General features: G+C 66.5%; 17 protein-coding genes. 8 read left to right on the forward strand and 9 right to left on the reverse strand.

All coding sequences use genetic code 11. The features are described 5' to 3' along the window. Positions 1–129: 129 nt before the first annotated feature. The 3 genes from ACYVKR_RS07700 to ACYVKR_RS07710 form a co-directional block, all read right to left on the reverse strand. Positions 130–3,027, reverse strand: a complete 2,898-nt coding sequence (locus ACYVKR_RS07700) for an aconitate hydratase (protein ID WP_460480219.1) — start codon at positions 3,025–3,027, stop codon at positions 130–132. A gap of 256 nt (positions 3,028–3,283) precedes the next feature. Next, complete coding sequence (locus ACYVKR_RS07705) at positions 3,284–3,574, reverse strand: H-NS histone family protein (protein ID WP_460480220.1); 291 nt, start codon at positions 3,572–3,574, stop codon at positions 3,284–3,286. Between the two features lie 85 nt (positions 3,575–3,659). Then, the gene (locus ACYVKR_RS07710) at positions 3,660–4,967 is read right to left on the reverse strand and encodes a hemolysin family protein (RefSeq protein ID WP_460480221.1); all 1,308 of its coding nucleotides are present in this window, start codon (positions 4,965–4,967) and stop codon (positions 3,660–3,662) included. 24 nt (positions 4,968–4,991) lie between these two features. On the opposite strand from ACYVKR_RS07710, the gene ACYVKR_RS07715 reads away from it, so the two are divergent. After that, positions 4,992–5,837, forward strand: a complete 846-nt coding sequence (locus tag ACYVKR_RS07715; protein ID WP_460480222.1) for a diadenosine tetraphosphatase — start codon at positions 4,992–4,994, stop codon at positions 5,835–5,837. Positions 5,838–5,947: 110 nt separating this feature from the next. Here the strand turns inward: ACYVKR_RS07715 and ACYVKR_RS07720 are convergent, their stop codons facing one another. The 4 genes from ACYVKR_RS07720 to guaD form a co-directional block, all read right to left on the reverse strand. Further along, positions 5,948–7,381 carry a DEAD/DEAH box helicase gene (locus ACYVKR_RS07720; RefSeq protein WP_460480223.1) on the reverse strand — a complete coding sequence of 478 codons (1,434 nt, stop codon included), beginning with the start codon at positions 7,379–7,381 and terminating at the stop codon, positions 5,948–5,950. A 93-nt stretch (positions 7,382–7,474) separates the two neighbouring features. Continuing rightward, complete coding sequence (gene ypfJ, locus ACYVKR_RS07725; RefSeq protein WP_460480224.1) at positions 7,475–8,350, reverse strand: neutral zinc metallopeptidase; 876 nt, start codon at positions 8,348–8,350, stop codon at positions 7,475–7,477. 124 nt (positions 8,351–8,474) lie between these two features. Then, positions 8,475–9,041 carry a dCTP deaminase gene (gene dcd, locus ACYVKR_RS07730; RefSeq protein ID WP_460480225.1) on the reverse strand — a complete coding sequence of 189 codons (567 nt, stop codon included), beginning with the start codon at positions 9,039–9,041 and terminating at the stop codon, positions 8,475–8,477. Positions 9,042–9,141: 100 nt separating this feature from the next. Next, on the reverse strand, positions 9,142–10,437 hold the full coding sequence (guaD, locus tag ACYVKR_RS07735) for a guanine deaminase (protein WP_460480226.1): 1,296 nt from the start codon (positions 10,435–10,437) through the stop codon (positions 9,142–9,144). A gap of 398 nt (positions 10,438–10,835) precedes the next feature. Here guaD and ACYVKR_RS07740 point away from each other — a divergent pair, with 398 nt between their 5' ends. The 3 genes from ACYVKR_RS07740 (at position 10,836) to cobA (ending at position 13,091) form a co-directional block, all read left to right on the forward strand. Then, on the forward strand, positions 10,836–11,279 hold the full coding sequence (locus ACYVKR_RS07740; protein WP_460480227.1) for an HIT family protein: 444 nt from the start codon (positions 10,836–10,838) through the stop codon (positions 11,277–11,279). A gap of 70 nt (positions 11,280–11,349) precedes the next feature. Further along, a complete protein-coding gene (gene ybiB / locus ACYVKR_RS07745) occupies positions 11,350–12,303 on the forward strand; it encodes a DNA-binding protein YbiB (RefSeq protein WP_460480228.1) in 954 nt (317 codons plus the stop codon). Positions 12,304–12,305: 2 nt separating this feature from the next. Continuing rightward, positions 12,306–13,091: a uroporphyrinogen-III C-methyltransferase gene (cobA, locus tag ACYVKR_RS07750; RefSeq protein WP_460480229.1), complete on the forward strand. Its 786-nt coding sequence runs from the start codon at positions 12,306–12,308 to the stop codon at positions 13,089–13,091. A gap of 7 nt (positions 13,092–13,098) precedes the next feature. On the opposite strand, the gene ACYVKR_RS07755 is transcribed toward cobA, so the two are convergent. Beyond that, positions 13,099–13,575: an acyl-CoA thioesterase gene (locus ACYVKR_RS07755; RefSeq protein ID WP_460480230.1), complete on the reverse strand. Its 477-nt coding sequence runs from the start codon at positions 13,573–13,575 to the stop codon at positions 13,099–13,101. 116 nt (positions 13,576–13,691) lie between these two features. Here ACYVKR_RS07755 and ACYVKR_RS07760 point away from each other — a divergent pair, with 116 nt between their 5' ends. Then, the gene (locus tag ACYVKR_RS07760) at positions 13,692–14,576 is read left to right on the forward strand and encodes a DUF3626 domain-containing protein (protein ID WP_460480231.1); all 885 of its coding nucleotides are present in this window, start codon (positions 13,692–13,694) and stop codon (positions 14,574–14,576) included. A 35-nt stretch (positions 14,577–14,611) separates the two neighbouring features. Next, a complete protein-coding gene (locus tag ACYVKR_RS07765) occupies positions 14,612–15,859 on the forward strand; it encodes a BaiN/RdsA family NAD(P)/FAD-dependent oxidoreductase (RefSeq protein ID WP_460480232.1) in 1,248 nt (415 codons plus the stop codon). Positions 15,860–15,864: 5 nt separating this feature from the next. Here ACYVKR_RS07765 and ACYVKR_RS07770 read toward each other — a convergent pair whose 3' ends face one another. Continuing rightward, on the reverse strand, positions 15,865–16,893 hold the full coding sequence (locus tag ACYVKR_RS07770) for a BMP family protein (RefSeq protein WP_460480233.1): 1,029 nt from the start codon (positions 16,891–16,893) through the stop codon (positions 15,865–15,867). Positions 16,894–17,163: 270 nt separating this feature from the next. Between ACYVKR_RS07770 and rpsU the strand changes: the two genes are divergently transcribed. Both rpsU and ACYVKR_RS07780 read left to right on the forward strand, forming a co-directional pair. Then, complete coding sequence (gene rpsU / locus ACYVKR_RS07775; RefSeq protein ID WP_007833691.1) at positions 17,164–17,376, forward strand: 30S ribosomal protein S21; 213 nt, start codon at positions 17,164–17,166, stop codon at positions 17,374–17,376. A 102-nt stretch (positions 17,377–17,478) separates the two neighbouring features. Next, positions 17,479–17,925 carry a GatB/YqeY domain-containing protein gene (locus tag ACYVKR_RS07780; RefSeq protein WP_460480234.1) on the forward strand — a complete coding sequence of 149 codons (447 nt, stop codon included), beginning with the start codon at positions 17,479–17,481 and terminating at the stop codon, positions 17,923–17,925. Positions 17,926–17,983: the final 58 nt, after the last annotated feature.

Genomic DNA, 17,983 nt, shown 5'->3' on the forward strand with positions numbered 1-17,983 from the left:
GCGGCCCCAGGGGGCCACGGGCCTCTTAATAGATATATTGAATGTAATCATAATTTATAATAAATGCAAACAAGCCTCTTTTTCGAGAGGCTGCTGCACATCTACAACAGCAAAGTGTTGCTGTTTGTTCTAAAGCAGCTGGCGCAGCACGAAAGGCAAGATACCGCCAGATCGGTAGTACTCCACCTCGATCGGCGTATCAATACGCAACATCAGCGAGCTTTCTGCACGCGAACCATCGGCCCGGCGCACGACGAGCTTGGCTTGGCTGCGGGGCGTCAATGCAGGGTCGGGGATGATGTCGATCTCCTCGTCGCCGCGCAGGCCCAGGCTTTCCCAGCTTTCGCCTTCCGCAAACTGCAGCGGCAACACGCCCATGCCCACCAGGTTGGAGCGGTGGATGCGCTCGAAGCTGCGCGCCACCACGGCCTTGATGCCCAGCAGTTGCGTGCCCTTGGCGGCCCAGTCGCGGCTCGAGCCGGTTCCGTACTCCTCGCCCGCGAAGATGACCGTCGGCGTCTTCGCCGCCTGGTAGCGCATGGCCGCGTCGTAGATGAAGAGCTTCCGGCCTGCGTCCTCGCCGGCGTTCTGGTAGATGGTGTAGCCACCTTCCTCGCGCGAGCCATCGTCCTTAGCGGACAGCATAAGGTTCTTGATGCGCACGTTGGCGAAGGTGCCGCGCATCATGATCTCGTGGTTGCCGCGGCGCGAGCCGTAGCTGTTGAAATCCTGCTTCATCACACCATGGGCCTGCAACCACTGGCCCGCCGGCGAGTTCTCCTTGATGGAGCCGGCCGGCGAGATGTGGTCGGTGGTGATGGAGTCGCCGAACAGCGCCATCACGCGGGCGCCATGCACGGCATGCTCCGCCGGTGCTGCGTCCTGACTCTTGCCCGCGAGCTCGAACCCGTCGAAGAACGGCGGCTCGGCGATGTAGGTGCTTTGCGGCCACGAGTAGACCAGGCCCTGCACGCCCTTGATCTTGTCCCACAGCGCGCCGGGCTTGGTCGTGACCTTGTCGTAGTTCTCGCGGAAGGCCTTGCCGTTCATCGCGTAGCGCATCAAGGCGTAGATCTCGTCGCTGGTCGGCCAGATATCGCCCAGGTAGACGTCCTTGCCCTTCTTGCCCTGGCCCACCGGCTGGGTCATCAGGTCGGTCAGCACCGTGCCGGCGATGGCATAGGCCACCACCAGCGGCGGGCTGGCCAGGAAGTTGGCCTTGATGTTCGGGTGGATGCGCGCCTCGAAGTTGCGGTTGCCGGACAGCACGGCCGCGCATACCAGATCGTTGCTGGTGATGGCCTCGTTGATCTCCGGCGTCAGGTCGCCCGCATTGCCGATGCAAGTGGTGCAGCCGTAGCCGGCCACGTCGAAGCCCAGCTTCTCCAGATAGGGCAGCAGCCCGGTTTCCTGCAGGTACTGCGTGACGATGCGCGAGCCGGGCGCCAGCGAGGTCTTGATGTGCGGCTGCACTCGCAGCCCCGCCTCCACGGCCTTCTTGGCCAGCAGCCCCGCGGCCAGCAGCACGCCGGGGTTGGAGGTGTTGGTGCAGCTAGTGATGGCGGCGATCAGCACGTCGCCGTTGCCGATGGTGATGCCCGACGGCTTCGCCTCGGCGGACCCCACGGCCGTGGCCACCACCGGCTCCGGCTTGTTGGCGACCATCTCCACGGTCGAGCGGCCGGCATCGCCGGGCACGGTTGCCGGCACGGCCTCGACCTCGATCTCAGCGGCGCGCGACGCCAGCGGCACGCGCAGCGACAGCTGCTCGGCCGGCAGGTTGAAGCCGTTGTCGGCATTCGGCTTGCTGAACAGCGTGCGGAACTGGCTGGACACATGGCCCAGCTCAATGCGGTCCTGCGGGCGCTTGGGACCGGCCAGGCTGGGCGTCACATCGCCCAGGTCCAGGCGAACGGTTTCCGAATAGTCCACCGCGCCGGCAGAGTGGATACCGAACAGGCCCTGGGCCTTGAAGTAGCGCTCGAAGGCCTCGCACTCCGACTTCTTGCGGCCCGTGCCGCGGAAATAGTCCATGGTGCGCTCGTCCACCGGGAAGAAGCCCATGGTCGCGCCATATTCCGGCGCCATGTTGCTGATGGTGGCGCGGTCGGGCAGCGACAGCGTGCGCGCGCCCTCTCCGAAGAACTCCACGAACTTGCCGACCACCTTGTGGCGGCGCAGGATTTCCGTCACCGTCAGCACCAGGTCGGTGGCGGTGACGCCTTCGCGCAGCTGGCCCGTCAACTCGAAGCCGACCACGTCCGGCGTCAGGAAGTACACGGGCTGGCCGAGCATCGCCGCCTCGGCCTCGATGCCGCCCACGCCCCAGCCCACCACACCGATTCCGTTGATCATCGTGGTGTGGCTGTCCGTGCCCACCAGCGTGTCAGGGTAATAGACGTCGGTTTTCTTGTTGCGGTGCACGCCGCGCGCCAGGTACTCGAGGTTGACCTGGTGCACGATGCCGAAGCCCGGAGGCACGACCTTGAAGGTGTCGAAGGCCTGCATGCCCCACTTCATGAACTGGTAGCGCTCCTTGTTGCGCGCAAACTCCAGCCGCATGTTCAGGTCCAGCGCCTTCTTGGTGCCGTAGTAGTCCACCATGATGGAGTGGTCCACCACCAGGTCCACGGGCACCAGCGGCTCGATCTTGCGCGGATTGGCGCCCAGCTTCTCGGCCACGCTGCGCATGGCGGCCAGATCAGCCAGCAGCGGTACGCCGGTGAAATCCTGCAGCACCACGCGCGAAACCACAAAGGGGATTTCCTCGACCCGCGGTGCATTGGGCTGCCAATTGGCCAGTTGCTCCACATGCTCGGGCAGCACGCGCTGGCCATCGCAATTGCGCAAAACGGATTCGAGCACGATGCGCAGCGACACCGGCATGCGCAGGATATTCGGATACAGCCTGGCCAGTTCGGGCAACGAATGGAACTGCCCCTTGTCCTTCTTGCCCTCGCCGACGGCGAAGGATTTCAACGTACCCGCAAAAGCATCAACGGCCAGCGAGGGGGAAGGTGAACTCATGGCTGCTCCTGTTCAAAATACCGACATCGTGGGATAGATCGCCATAGTCTACTCCCGCCGTGTGATCTGCGGATGTCACCGCAGGGTGCACTCAGGGCCATCGGTGCCATGGCAAGCGATGGGCAGCATTGCCGGCACGATTGGCCCTATATATTTCATACCGAAGAAACAATACAAAATAAAAATCAATATTTGTTTACATGGCGCCCACAAAAAAAACCCGCACTCGGCGGGTTTTCAGCGTATTTCTACGTACTCAAATGGCGAACTTCTCGCGATCCTGGTCCTGAATCCATTTAGGAGCCTTGCCGCGGCCGGTCCAGGTGGCACCGGTAGCCGGGTCGCGGTATTTGGGCGCCACCTTGCTGCCGGAGGCAGCCGATTTGCCGCGCGCCGGCGGGAATACGTCATCCTGCGTCAGGCCATATTGGCGAATCAGGTCCTGCACCTGCTCCACGGCAGCCCGCAATTCGCGCTTGCGGGCATCTTCCGCCTGCTGCTGCAAGGCCTTGATCTGTTCGGTGAGCTGTTGGTAGGTAGCAGTCATGGTCATTAAAACAAATGGATTCGGTGCGGCCGAGTATACATAAAAATCAATATCGGCAATACAGCGAATGGCGATATTGGCTTATCTACTCCACGCTGTGCTGCTCTTCATCCAGCCGAGCAATGACCTTGTCTATGCGCTTGCCTTCCAGCGCCAGCACCTCGAATACCCATCCAGCACCATATATTTTTTCACCAACCACCGGCATATGGCCCGTCTCGGACATCAGCATGCCGGCCAGGGTGTTATACAGGCCCTTATCCTCGTCGGGCAGCTCCTTGATTTCCAGCCGAGCCTTGAGCTCCGATACCGGCATCACGCCTTCGAGCAGCCACGATCCGTCGTCATTTTTCTCGGCCCAGGCCGCGCTGGAGGCGCCGGGCTTGAGCTCGCCGGTAATGGCCTCGAGTAAATCGCGCGGCGTCATAATGCCCTGCACCACGCCATATTCGTCCACCACGAAGACCATGCGACCCGCGCGCGCGCGAAACTGCTCCAGCAATTCGAAGCCGCTCAGCGTCTCGGGCACGTAGGTGGCAGCCTGCATATGGTCCTCGATGCGCGCCTCGTCAGGCTCGCGCACATCCAGCAGCGTGGCCACGCCGATCAGGCCGACGACGTTGTCCAGCGATTCGCGGCACACCGGATACCACGAATGCGCGCCCTTGCCGCCGGTGGCACCGACCGCGCGCAGCGCCTCGGCCACCGTCAGCTCGGCGTCGAGCCACTGCACATCGACACGCGGCACCATCATCGAGATCAGCGGGCGGTCGTCGAGGTGGAAGACGTTCTGCACCATCTGGTGCTCCTGGCGCTCGATCACGCCGGCGTCGCGCCCCTCGTCGAGGCTGGCGACGATTTCGGCCTCGGTGACGGCGCGGCCCGATTCATCCTTGATGCGCAGCAGCCGCAGGATGGCCTGCGTGGACACGGCCAGCAGCCAGACGAAAGGCTTGGCCACGCGCGCCACCCAGGCCAGTGGCAAGGCGATAATGCGCGACGACGCCTCGGGGTACATCTGGCCGATGCGCTTGGGCACCAGCTCGCCGAAGACGATGGTCACGAAGGTGATCACGGCAATCACCACCGCCGTGGCACCCACCGAGGCCGCCTGCGGCGGGACGCCCAGCGTCAGGAGCCAGGCGGCCAGGTCATCGCTGAATGCGGCTTCGCCCAGAATGCCGTTGAGCATGCCGATGGACGTGATGCCGACCTGGATGGAGGACAGGAACTGGGTCGGGTTGTCCATCAGCTTCAGGGCGGCGGCGGCACCTTTGTCTCCGCTCTCCGACATGGCCAGCAGCCGGGATTTGCGGCTGGAAGCCAGCGCCAGTTCCGACATGGCAAACACGCCGTTGAGCAGCGTCAAAAATGCAATCAGCAATAAGTCCATCGAAATAGATCAGAGTTTCAGAGCATGTCACTGTACTGTATCGGCGATATCCAGGGCTGCGACGGCGCATTGGAGCGCCTGCTGCAAGCCATAGCCTTTTCACCCAGCCGCGACACGGTGTACCTGCTGGGCGACCTGGTCAACCGCGGCCCGCAATCGGCCGAAACGCTGCGCCGCTGCATGCGGCACGAGGGCAGCATCCGCGTGCTGCTGGGCAACCACGACCTGCACCTGCTGGCGGCTGCCCAGGGGCGGCGCAAATCGTCGCGGCGCGACACCTTGCGCGACGTGCTCGACGCGCCGGATGCCGATGCCCTGCTCGCCTGGCTGCGGCGCCAGCCGCTGGCGCAGAGCCACGCGCTGGCCGGCGAGACGCTGCTGATGGTGCATGCCGGCGTGCACCCGCACTGGAGCGAGGCCGACACGCTGCGCTATGCGCACGAGGTCGAGCAGGTGCTGCAAAGCGAGGCGCTGCCCGAGTTTTTGCAGGCCATGTACGGCAACGAGCCCGACCGCTGGAGCGAAGACCTCACCGGCCTGCCGCGGCTGCGCGTGATCACCAATGTGCTGACGCGCATGCGCTTTTGCACCGCCGATGGCCGCATGGATTTTGACAGCGCCGAGGGCGCCGATGCCGCGCCGCCGGGCCTGATGCCCTGGTTCGACGTGCCGGGCCGCTGCGCGGAGCAGACGACCATCGCCTTCGGCCACTGGTCCACGCTGGGGCTGCTGAACCGCCCCACGCTGCTGGGGCTCGACACCGGCTGCGTCTGGGGCGGGTGCCTGAGCGCCGTGCGCTTCGGCGCGAACCTGCAGGAGCGCGAGCTCATCAGCGTGCACTGCGACCAGGCGCAGGTGCCTGGCGCTTAATCAAAAAAGAGAGCTGCCAGCGCTTGATACATAAGGAATTCAGATAGAAAAATATCTGAAAACCAGTCGTATCAAGCGCTGGCAGCTCTCTTTTTTACAACTCTCCGCGATCAGCGTGGCACGGGCTTGAACAGCGCGGCCACCTTGCGGCGCGACTTGATGTTCGTCGAGTTGCCGCGCGCCGGTGCGGGCTTGGTGGCATCCCAGGTCGGCGGCGCCTCGGCGGCGCTGGGCTCGTAGGGCTTGTCGAAGAAGGGGTCGCGCGACACCGGTGCCGGGCGGTAGCGCTCGCGGCGGTCGCCACCCTCGTCGTCGCCGCCACGGTGGTCGCGCCGGCGCTCGCGGTCGCCGCGCTCACCCCGCTCGCCGCGGTGGCCGTCGTTGTGGCGCTCGCGCCGTTCGCCTTCCAGCGCGAAGGGCTCGACCTCGATCTTCTTCTTGATCAGCTTCTCGATGTCGGACACGTTGCGCGCATCGCTGGAGGTCACCAGCGTCACCGCCAGGCCCGATGCGCCCGCGCGGCCGGTGCGGCCGATGCGGTGCACGTAGTCTTCGGCGTTGAAGGGCACGTCGTAGTTGAACACCGCCGGCACATCCTTGATGTCCAGGCCGCGCGCCGCCACGTCGGTACACACCAGCAGGTCGACCTCGCCCTGCTTGAAGGCTTCGAGCGCCTTCAGGCGTTCGTCCTGGCTCTTGTCGCCGTGCAGCGCCGCGGCACGCAGGCCGTCGCGCTCCATCGCGCGCGCTAGGCGTGCGCAGCCGAGCTTGCTGTTGACGAAGACGAAGGCCTGGCGGATCTCGCGGTCCTTCAGGATCTTGCGCACCACGCGGCGCTTGTCGTCATCGACGGTGCTGAAGAAGCGCTGCTCCACCGTGGACGCCGTCTCGTTCGGACGCGCCACCTCGATGGTCACCGGGTTCTGCAGGTAGCTGCCGGCCAGGCGCTTGATCTCGGGCGAGAACGTGGCGCTGAACAGCAGCGTGGTGCGTTGCTTGGGCAGGTACGACAGGATGCGCTGCAGGTCGGGCAGGAAACCGATGTCGAGCATGCGGTCGGCCTCGTCCAGCACCACGTACTCGACCTGGTTGAGCACCGCGTTCTTGGCCTCGATGTGGTCCAGCAGGCGGCCAGGCGTGGCCACCAGGATCTCGACGCCTTTTTTCAGCTCGAGGGTCTGCGGCTTCATGTCCATGCCGCCGAACACCACCGCGCTGCGCAGCTTGGTGTGCTTGGCGAACTGCGCGACCTGCTGGGCCACCTGGTCGGCAAGCTCGCGCGTGGGCAGCAGCACCAGCGCGCGCACCGGATGGCGCGCGGGCGAGGCCGAGCTGTTCTCGTGCGCCATCATGCGTTGCAGCAGCGGCAGCGAGAACGCCGCCGTCTTGCCGGTGCCGGTCTGCGCCGCGCCCATGACGTCCTTGCCCGTGAGGACCACGGGAATGGCCTGGGCCTGGATCGGCGTCATGGACGTGAAGCCCATCTCGGCAATCGCCCGCATCAGGGGCTCGGCCAGTTGAAGATTTGAAAAAGAACTTGTCATTTGAACCTGCTATTGTCGCATTTCCCGAATTCGCCCTCGAAATGCAAAAAAACCAGCCCTAAAAGGCTGGCTTTTCAGGCAGTGGCGCATGGCCTACAGGCTATTGGTGTTGAAGGTATCGCAAGCCTGCACGCTGCCGGTCTTCATCCCCGTGGTGAACCAGCGCTGGCGCTGCGCACTGCTGCCGTGGGTGAAGCTGTCGGGCCGCACCGTGCCGGTGGCTTCGCGCTGCAGCTTGTCGTCGCCGATCTGCTGTGCGGCGTTCAGCGCCGATTCGATGTCACCCTGGTCCAGCCAGTTCTTGGCCTGCTGCGACTTGGCGGCCCAGATGCCGGCAAAGCAGTCGGCCTGCAGCTCCAGCCGCACCGACAGCGCGTTCTGCTCGCGCTCGCTGACGCGGCCGCGCATGCTGTCGACCTTGCCCGAGGTGCCGATCAGGTTCTGCACGTGGTGGCCGACCTCGTGCGCCACCACGTAGGCGCGGGCGAACTGGCCCGGCGCGCCGAGCTGGCGGCTCATGGTGTCGAAGAAGTCCATGTCCAGGTAGACCTTCTGGTCGCCCGGACAGTAGAACGGCCCCATGGCCGACTGGCCGGTGCCGCAGGCGGTGGGCGTCATGCGGCGGTACAGCACCAGCTTGGGCGCGCGGTACTGCGCACCGGCCTGGCGGAAGATGTCGCCCCACACGTCCTCGGTCGAAGCCAGCACGGTGGAGACGAACTTCGCCCCCTGGTCGTCGGCCGGCGGCTTGTGCGCCGGCGCCTGCTGCTGCACCTGCGGCGCGCCGCCGCCGCTCAGGAAGCCGAGGATGGTCAGCGGGTTGACGCCGAACACGGCGCCGCCGATCAGCGCCAGCACGATGGTGCCGAGGCCAATGCTGCGCCCGCCGAACACCGGGCCGCCTCCTCCGCCACCGCCATCACGCCGGTCCTCGACGTTGTCCGATTCGCGATTGCCTTCCCATCTCATGGCATTACTCCTTCGTTGTATCTGCGTTGTGTTGGCCGTATTTCACGACACTCAACGCCGCACCGCGCAAGATCCGCCACAGGCGGGCCGAAGATTTACCATCTTTTGCAATGGGCCAGTGCCGTCAGGCCTTGGGCAGCGTCACGCCGACCTGGCCCTGGTACTTGCCGGCCCGGTCCTTGTAGCTGACCTCGCACTCCTCGTCGCTTTCGAAGAACAGCACCTGGGCGCAGCCCTCGCCGGCGTATATGCGCGCGGGCAGCGGCGTGGTGTTGGAGAACTCCAGCGTCACGTAGCCTTCCCACTCGGGCTCGAACGGCGTGACGTTGACGATGATGCCGCAGCGCGCATAGGTGCTCTTGCCCAGGCAGACGGTGAGCACGTTGCGCGGGATGCGGAAGTACTCCATGGTGCGGGCCAGCGCGAAGCTGTTGGGCGGGATGATGCAGCTGTCGCCGTCGAAGTCGACGAAGCTCTTTTCGTCGAAGTTCTTCGGGTCGACCACCGTGCTGTGGATGTTGGTGAACACCTTGAACTCGCGCGCACAGCGGATGTCGTAGCCGTAGCTGCTGGTGCCGTAGCTGATGATTTTCTTGCCGTCGGCCTCGCGCACCTGGCCGGGCTCGAAAGGCTCGATCATGCCGTGCTGCTCGGCCATGCGGCGGATCCACTTGTCGCTCTTGATTGTCATGTCGCTACTCCTGCGGCGCGATTGTAGCCGCAGGCGCCCCTACAGACACTATCAAATGAATAGCTCGTAGCGCAGATACCGTTTGCGCTACAGGCCAATTTCATCCAATTTTCCGGGCAATCACCGTGCGTTCGATCAAACGGTCATCGCCCAGCACGATCATGCCGAACAGCAACTCGTCGAGGTTGCGCGCCTGGTCGGCCTTGCGCGCCAAGAGCGGCGTGGCGCGGGGGTTGAGCACCACGAAGTCGGCCTCGCAGCCCGGCTGCAGGTTGCCGACCACGCCGCCCAGGCCCAGCGCGCGCGCCGCGCCCGCCGTGTGCTGCCACCACAGCTGCGCGGGCGAGAGGCTCAGGCCGCGCTTGGTCTGGCCCTCGCGCCCCACGTAGTAGGCCGCGAGCATGGTGCGGAAGGGGCTGAAGCTGGTGCCGCCGCCCACGTCGCTGGCCAGGCCGTAGGCGTAGCCGGCCTCGTCGGCGCCCTGGTAGTCGAAGAAGCCGCTGCCCAGGAACAGGTTGCTCGTGGGGCTGACGGCGGCGGCCGTGCGGCGCTCGCGCATCAGCGCGCGGTCGGCCGCGTCGAAGTGGATGCAGTGCGCATACACGGCGCGCTCGCGCATCAGGCCGAAATCGTCGTACACGGCCAGGTAGCTGCGCGACTGCGGGTACAGCTCGGCCACCCAGCGCACTTCGTCGAGATTCTCGGCCACGTGCGACTGGATCCAGACATCGCCGTAGCGCGCGGCCAGCTCGCCGGCGCCGCGCATCTGCGCATCGGTGCTGGTGGGCGCGAAGCGCGGCGTGATGGCGTAGCCCAGGCGATCGACGCCGTGCCAGCGCTGGATCAGCTCCTCGGTGTCGACCAGGCTTTGCTCGGTGTCGTCGCGCACGCCGTCGGGCGAGTGGCGGTCCTGCAGCACCTTGCCGGTGATCAGGCGCATCTGGCGCTGCTGCGCCTCGACGAACAGCGCGTTGACCGAGGTGGGGTGCGAGGTGGCGAAAGTGAGCGAGGTGGTCACGCCGTTGCGCAGCAGCTCGTCGACGAAGAAGCGCGCCACCGCGGCGGCGTAGTCCTCGTCCACAAAGCGCGACTCGTGCGGGAAGGTGTAGTTCTCCAGCCAGGGCAGCAGGCCGGCGGCGGGCGAGCCGATCACATCGGTCTGCGGGTAGTGGATGTGCAGGTCGACGAAGCCCGGCGCGAGGATGCGGCCCGGCAGGTGCGTGAGCTGCACGCCCGGCTGTGCCAGCAGCTGCGGCGACAGCGCCTGCCAGCTGCCCGCGGCCACCACGCGCTCGCGGCCGTCGGCACCCGGCTGCACGGCCAGCAGGCCGTCTTCGTCGTACAGCGCCTGGCCGTCTTCGGCGAAGCGCAACAGGGAGGATCGGTAGATGTGCATGCGGCAAGCTTACTGGAGCCGCCTGCCGCGGGTATATAGGCTTCGCTATAGCCACCATCCGTAGCGATGCGCCTAGGGTTTCCCCGAGCAGGTCGGTGAATCATTCAATTTTGATAGCTGCTAGCGCTTATCTGTAAAGGAAAAAACCCGGATTTCTCATTGAACCCATCGCACCTTCCAGCCACAGGCCATACTGCACGGATTGTTGAACAAAACCAGTCTCGCCACCTGACAATCATGCCCAAAAAACAGGCATCGCCCGCAAACCCAAGCCTGGCGCGGGTTTCGAGAGTTACCCCAAGGGTTTTCCACAGGATGGCCCACAACAGGCGGGTATAACTCGCGCCGGCAGCGATCTTCTACACTGGGCCTGTTTTGGCTTACTTTTCCATGCGCCCATGCCTGCCTTCGTAGACACCTCGCCGCCCGGCGAATGCATCTTCTGCAAACTCGTCCAGGGCCAGATCCCGTCCGCCAAGATCCATGAGGACGAACTCACCATCGCCTTCATGGACATCGGCCAGGTCAACCCCGGCCATGTGCTGGTGGCCACCAAGCGCCATGCGGCCACGCTGTTCGACATCACCCCCGAAGAAGCGAGCGCGGTGATGCAGACCGCCCGCCGCGTGGCGCTCGCGGCGCAGGCGGCCTTCGAGCCCGAAGGGTTGAACCTGGTGCAGTTCAACGGCGCGGTGGCGGGCCAGACCGTGGCGCATTTCCATCTGCATGTGCTGCCGCGCCATGCGGGCGACGGCGTGGGCTTCAGCTGGCCGCGCAAGGAGCCCGGCGCAGCGGTGCTGCAGGACTACGCCGAGCGCCTGCGCCAGGCGCTGGCCCCCTGAACGTATTCGCCTTATTACCAAATCGTCTGATAAATGGCGAATAATATGCCGTCCAACACAGAGCGACAGCATGGGTATCAGCCACTACATCAAGGAAATCGGGCGCGGCGCGCGGGGCGCCAAGGCCTTGTCGCGCGCGCAAGCCGCTGACCTGATGGGCCAGGTGCTGGACCAACAGGCCAGCGACTACGAGGTCGGAGCCTTCTGCATCGCCATGCGCATCAAGGGCGAGACGGCCGAGGAGATGTGCGGTTTCTGGGATGCCGTTCAGCAGCGCATCCGGCGCTTTGCCCCCACGGCCGCGCCGCTCATCGTCATCCCCAGCTACAACGGCTCGCGCCGCCTGCCCACGTTGACGCCGCTGCTGGCCCTGCTGCTGGCGCGCGAAGGCCTGCCGGTGCTGGTGCACGGCATGGGCACCGAGCCGAGCCGGGTCAGCGCCTTCGCGGTGTTGGAGCGGCTGGGCGTGCCGCTCGCGCACACGCCCGGCACCATTGCCGACGGCAGCGTGGCCGCCGTCCATACCGCCAGCCTGCTGCCGCCGCTGGCGCGGCTGCTGGCCGTGCGCCAGGTGATCGGCCTGCGCAACCCCGGCCACAGCGTGGCCAAGCTGCTGCAGCCCTGCGATGCGCGCAGCATCCTGCTGGGCAGCTACACCCATCCCGAATACCTGCCGATGCTGCAGGCCACGCTGGGCGGACTGGCGCTGAACGCCCTGCTCTCGCGCGGCCTCGAAGGCGAGGTCTGCGCAGACCCGCGCCGCACGCCGCAGTACGACGGCTTCGTGGCCGGCCAGCACCGATTGCTGCAGGCGCGCGCCAGCGGCACCGAATCCGGTGTGCCCGGCCTGCCCGAGCAGAACGACGCCGACACCACCGCGCGCTACACCGAGGCAGTGCTCGCCGGCCAGCTGCCGGTGCCCGCCGGCCTGGCGCAGCAGGTGCAACTCGTCGCCGAACTCGCGCAAGAGGTGGCACGCGGCTTGCATGCGGACCAGGGCATTCCTACATCCATCGGAGCTTGAACATGGCACAGACACCTTTGACCGCAGGCGGCTGCACACTGGTGGGCGCGGGCCCGGGCGACCCGGACCTGCTCACCCTGGCCGCCATCAAGGCCATCCAGCGCGCCACCGTGCTGCTGGTGGACGACCTGGTGGGCGACGAAGTGCTGGCCTATGCCGCGCCCACGGCCCGCATCGTGCACGTGGGCAAGCGCGGCGGCTGCAAGAGTACGCCGCAGGCCTTCATCCAGAAGCTGATGCTGCAGGCCGTGCAGCAGGGCGAGCAGGTGGTGCGCCTCAAGGGGGGCGATCCCTTCATCTTCGGCCGCGGCGGCGAAGAGGTGGAATACCTGCGCGCCCACGGCGTGGAGCCCACGGTGGTCAACGGCATCACCGCCGGGCTGGCAGGGCTGAGCTCGCTGGGCGCGCCGCTCACGCACCGCGAGCATGCGCATGGCGTGGTGTTCATCACCGGCCATGCCAAGCCCGGCGATGCCGGCCCCGACTGGGCGCAGTTGGCGCAGGCCGCCAAGGTCGCACGGCTCACGCTGGTGATCTACATGGGCGTGGGCAGCGCCGAGGCGATTGCCACGGGCCTGCAGACGGCCCTGCCGGCCGACACGCCGGTGGCCATCGTGCAGCATGCCAGCCTGCCGAAGCAGCGCCATGCCATCACCACGCTGGCCCAATTGCCGCACACGCTGCATGACGAGCACCTGGCCAGCCCCAGCGTGATCGTGGTGGGCTCGGTGGTGGACTGCGTATCGCTGGCGGCGCGGGCCTGCGAGCAGGCCCGCAAGGTCGGGTAAAGGCGGTTTACTGGCGCGTCTGCGCGAAGCGCTTGGCCAGTTCCTTGCGCAGCTCCTTGCGCGTGAGCGCCGCCTGCCAGCGGCGCTTTTCCTCATCGGTCTCGGGCTGGAGCTGCGGCACGGCGGCCGGCTTGCGCTGGTCGTCCACAGCCACCATGGTGAAGAAGCAGCTGTTCACATGGCGCACGCTGCGCTCGCGGATGTTCTCGGCCACCACCTTGATGCCCACCTCCATCGACGAGGTGCCGGTGTAGTTGATGCTGGCCAGGAAGGTGACCAGCTCGCCCACGTGGATGGGCTCCAGGAACATCACCTGGTCGACGCTCAGCGTGACCACGTAGCGGCCGGCATAGCGGCTGGCGCAGGAATAGGCCACGTTGTCGAGCTGGCGCAGGATGGCGCCGCCATGCACGTTACCCGAGAAATTGGCCATGTCCGGGGACATCAGCACCGTCATCGTGAGTTGGTGGTCAGGGAGTCGCATGCGAGGCATTGTAGAGAGGGAACGCCCGCCGGCATAGCCTGCCAGAGGGCAAAGTTCATGCAAATGGCGGCGCAGGTATATTGGGCGCCAGCCGCCCGCACACCCTTGCAATCGCCATGCCAACGCCACCACCGCCCCCGCTGCTGACCGCCGCCCAGCGCCAGGCCTGGCAGGCCGTGCATGCGCGGCGCGCAGCGATGCAGGCGGCGCCGCCGGGCGAACCCGCGCCGCCCAGGCCCATCCATGTGCACTTCCACCCCGACTGGCTGGTGGATGGCCGCATGGTGATCGAGCACCTGGCCATGCAGGGCCGCTACCGCTCGCAGTTCGAGACCGGCACCAGCAACGGCAGCTACAGCCCGGCCACGGGCGGCCAGCGCTGGCAGTGGGAGCACGACTGGTTCGGCGGCGCCTACGACCAGGCGCCCGCCGGCGAACGCCCCAAATACGGTGCGCCGGATGTGGCCCAACGCGCCACCGGCGCCGCGCCCCGTTTTGGTTCAGCCCACCTGCGCCTGCACCACGATGTAGCGCTGCGCAGCACCTTCTGCGACCCCGACAGCTTCTGGCAGCCCACCCACTGGGGCAGCCACGCGCAGATGGACTGGGCGCGGCTGCAGTGCCTGGCGCTGGCCGATCCGCTGGACCGCTATGTGGAAGCGCACATCCACGGCGACCTGCTGATGCACCGCGACGTGGCCGCCCTCGTGCTCGACCCCAGCCATGCCGGCACCCCGGTGGCCGCCTGGGCGGCCCGCTGCGGCGTGCCGGTGGAGTACCACGCCGGCTTTCGCGCCGATGCCGCCGCGCTGGCGGGCGCCGGCGAATACCGCGGCGCCGACATCCAGGCCGCGGCGCTGCGCATGCTGCGGGACTGCGGCGCGCCGGCCCTGACGCCTGCCGCGCTAGGCCGGGCGCAAGCGGGGGGCGACTGGGAGCCGGCCGTGCTCAAAAAGGTCTGGCACTGCATCGCAGGCCTCGGCGATTCCAGCCTTCCGTGATAATCGCGGGCTGTTTGCGCCACGCCTGCCCCGCCATGAACCAGCCCGCCCTTCCCTTCTACGACGTCGCCATCCTCGGCGCCGGTGCCGCCGGCCTGTTCTGCGCCGGCCGCGCGGCGCAGCGGGGCCTGAAGGTGCTGCTGGTCGACCATGCGCCCAAGGTGGCCGAGAAGATCCGCATCTCCGGCGGCGGGCGCGCCAACTTCACCAACCGCGACCTCGACGTGCGCCAGCCGCACAAGCACTTCGTGGGACTCAACCCGCAGTTCTGCCGCTCGGCGCTGTCGCGCTACACGCCGGCGGACTTCGTGTCCATGGTCGAGAAGCACGGCATCTCCTACCACGAGAAGCACAAGGGCCAGCTCTTTGCCGACCGCTCGGCCGAGGACCTGATCGCCATGCTGCTGGCCGAATGCGAGCGCGGCGGCGTGGCCCGCTGGCAGCCTTGCCGCGTAAAAAATATAGCCAAATCAGCCTCTAGCGCTGACACAGTAAGCGCGAGCAGCTATCAAATCGATACCGAGCATGGCACGGTGCAGGCGCGCAGTGTGGTGGTGGCCACCGGCGGGCTGTCCATCCCCAAGATCGGCGCGACCGACCTGGGCTACCGCATCGCCGAGCAGTTCGGCCTGGCAGTCACGCCGCGCACGCCAGGCCTCGTGCCGCTGACCTTCGACGGCGCCGCCTGGCAGCCGTATGCCGAGCTGGCCGGGCTGGCGCTGCCCGTCATCGTCAGCACCGGCAGCAAGAAGAACCGCGTCGAATTCCACGAAGACCTGCTGTTCACCCACCGCGGCCTGTCCGGCCCGGCCATCCTGCAGATCTCCAGCTACTGGCAGCCGGGCACGCCCATCGCCGTCAACCTCGCGCCCGAGCTGGACATGGCCGAGTGGCTGCTGCGCGCCAAGCAGCAGTCGCGCAAGACCATCGCCAACGAGCTGGCCACTGCCGTGCCCGCCCGCCTGGCCCAGGCCTGGGTGCAGCAGGACGAACAATGGCAGCGCCCCATCGCCGAGGCCAGCGACAAGGCCCTGCTGCGCCTGGCCGAGCGCCTGTCGCGCTGGGAGCTGACGCCCACCGGCACCGAGGGCTACAAGAAGGCCGAGGTCACCGTGGGCGGCGTGGCCACTACCGAGCTGTCGCAGCAGACGCTGGAAAGCCGCCAGCACCCCGGCCTGTTCTTCATCGGCGAGGTGGTGGACATCACCGGCTGGCTGGGCGGCTACAACTTCCAGTGGGCCTGGGCCAGCGCAGCGGCCTGTGCCGATGCGCTGCCGGCCTAGCGGCGTCAGGCCTTGAACTCGGGGCCGTCGTAGCCCTCGGGCACATGCAGCTGCCCCGCGGCGATGCGAGCGCCCGCCTGGGCCACGCGCTCGCGCACCGTGGCCGGCACGTCGGGTGCCATCGTCAGGCGCACGGCGGCCGGGTCCTTCAGGCCGATCTTGCGGATGCCGGGGCCGGGCGCGCCCTGCTCCAGCGCATCCTTGACCGCAAGGTACACGCCAATGCCCACGTCGGCCCAGGCCGAGGCCACGAACACCGCCGGGTCCACCTGGGTCCAGTCGATCACGTTGCCGACCTGGCGCACGCCGCGCTCACGGCAGGCGCGCGTCACGCCGTCGCGGCCAGCGTTGAGCATGGTGAAGATCACGTCGGCGCCGGCCTGGATCTGCGCGCTGGCGATGCGGTGCGACAGCGCGTTGTCGTCCTGGTCGCCCGAGAAGTTGGTCAGCAGCTTGACCGAGGGGTTCGTGTCGCGCACGCCGGCCGCATAGGCCGCGCGGCCCTTCAGGCCCGGCGGCACGCGGATGCCCGACATGTGCCCGACCACGCCGGTCTTGGTCGTCATGGCCGCGAGCACGCCGCCCAGGTAGGCCGACTCTTCCTGCAGCACGTCGTAGCTGGCCAGGTTGGCGGCCTGCACCGCGCCCTGCGTCACCACGAAGCGGGTCTGCGGATAGCGCCGCGCCACGTCGGCGCAGGCCTCGTTGTTCTGGCCGCCATGGGCGATCACCAGTTGCGCGCCCTCGCTCGCCAGGCGCTCCAGCGCCGGCACCAGCAGCTCGCGCTTGGGCGCAATGCCGTCGATGAAGCGCGTCTGCACGCCCAGCTCGGTGCGGGCCTTCTCCAGGCCGCGCCAGCCGGCCTCCATGAAACCCTTGTCGCTGCGCGAGCCGGCAAACAGGCCGCCCACGATCAGCCCCCCTTTGCCGGCCTGTGGCTTGGAAGCCGGCGTGGAGCAGGCCCCCAGCACCGCCAGCGCGGGAGCAGCGGCCATGCCCATCAAGAGACGGCGCGAAACAGAAAACTCAGACATGCGTATACCTTTGCAGAGGAGAAGATCGCAGAAATCGTATACAAAATACGCATACACATCCATCGAGACTTCTACCAAGGCGCGGTGCCCGCGGCAGTGGGATTTCTGCCACTGCTTGCATATCCTGAAAGCTCATTTATAATGCTGGGCTTTGCTGGCAATGGCCCCGCCTGCCAATACTAGTCGATACGACGGGGCACAACCGCCATTCAAGGCTTTCGGGCCCGATCTTCCCGAAAACCCGCTGTTGGCAACTTTGGAAATTAGCTAATGACCACCATCCGTGTAAAAGAAAACGAACCCTTTGACGTTGCTCTGCGCCGCTTCAAGCGCACCATCGAAAAGCTGGGCCTGCTGACCGACCTGCGCGCACGCGAGTTCTACGAGAAGCCCACCGCCGAGCGCAAGCGCAAGAAGGCTGCTGCCGTGAAGCGCCACTACAAGCGCGTTCGCAGCATGCAACTGCCCAAGAAGCTGTACTAAGCAGCTGCACCACGTTGTTCACACAAGGGCAATGCTGGTGATTGACCCGCGCTCGGGACGCCAAGCGCGGGTTTGTCGTTTCTGGATTTCGAGAAAATCGCCATGAGCCTGAAGGCACAAATCACCGAAGACATGAAGAGCGCCATGCGCGCCAAGGACGCCGACCGTCTGTCCACCATCCGCCTGCTGCAGGCCGCGATGAAGCAGAAGGAGGTCGACGACCGCGTGGAACTCGACGATGCCATGGTCATCGCCATCGTGGACAAGATGATCAAGCAGCGCAAGGACAGCATCGCCGCCTACGAAGGGGCCAACCGGCAGGACCTGGCCGACAAGGAAAAGGCCGAGATCGCGGTGATCCAGGCCTACCTGCCCGAGCGCATGTCCGCCGAAGCTGTCGCCGCTGCCGTGAAGGCCATCGTTGCCGAGCTCGGCGCCTCCGGCCCCGGCGACATGGGCAAGGTCATGGGCGCAGCCAAGGCGCAGCTCGCCGGCAAGGCCGAGATGGCGCAGGTGTCTGCGGCCGTCAAGGCCGCGCTGAGCGCCTGAGCCTCGGCATAGCCAGCCCCGATTTCGTGTTCCGCCCTGCCAGCCTCCGCAAGCGGCC

The organism is Comamonas humi (assembly GCF_054782535.1).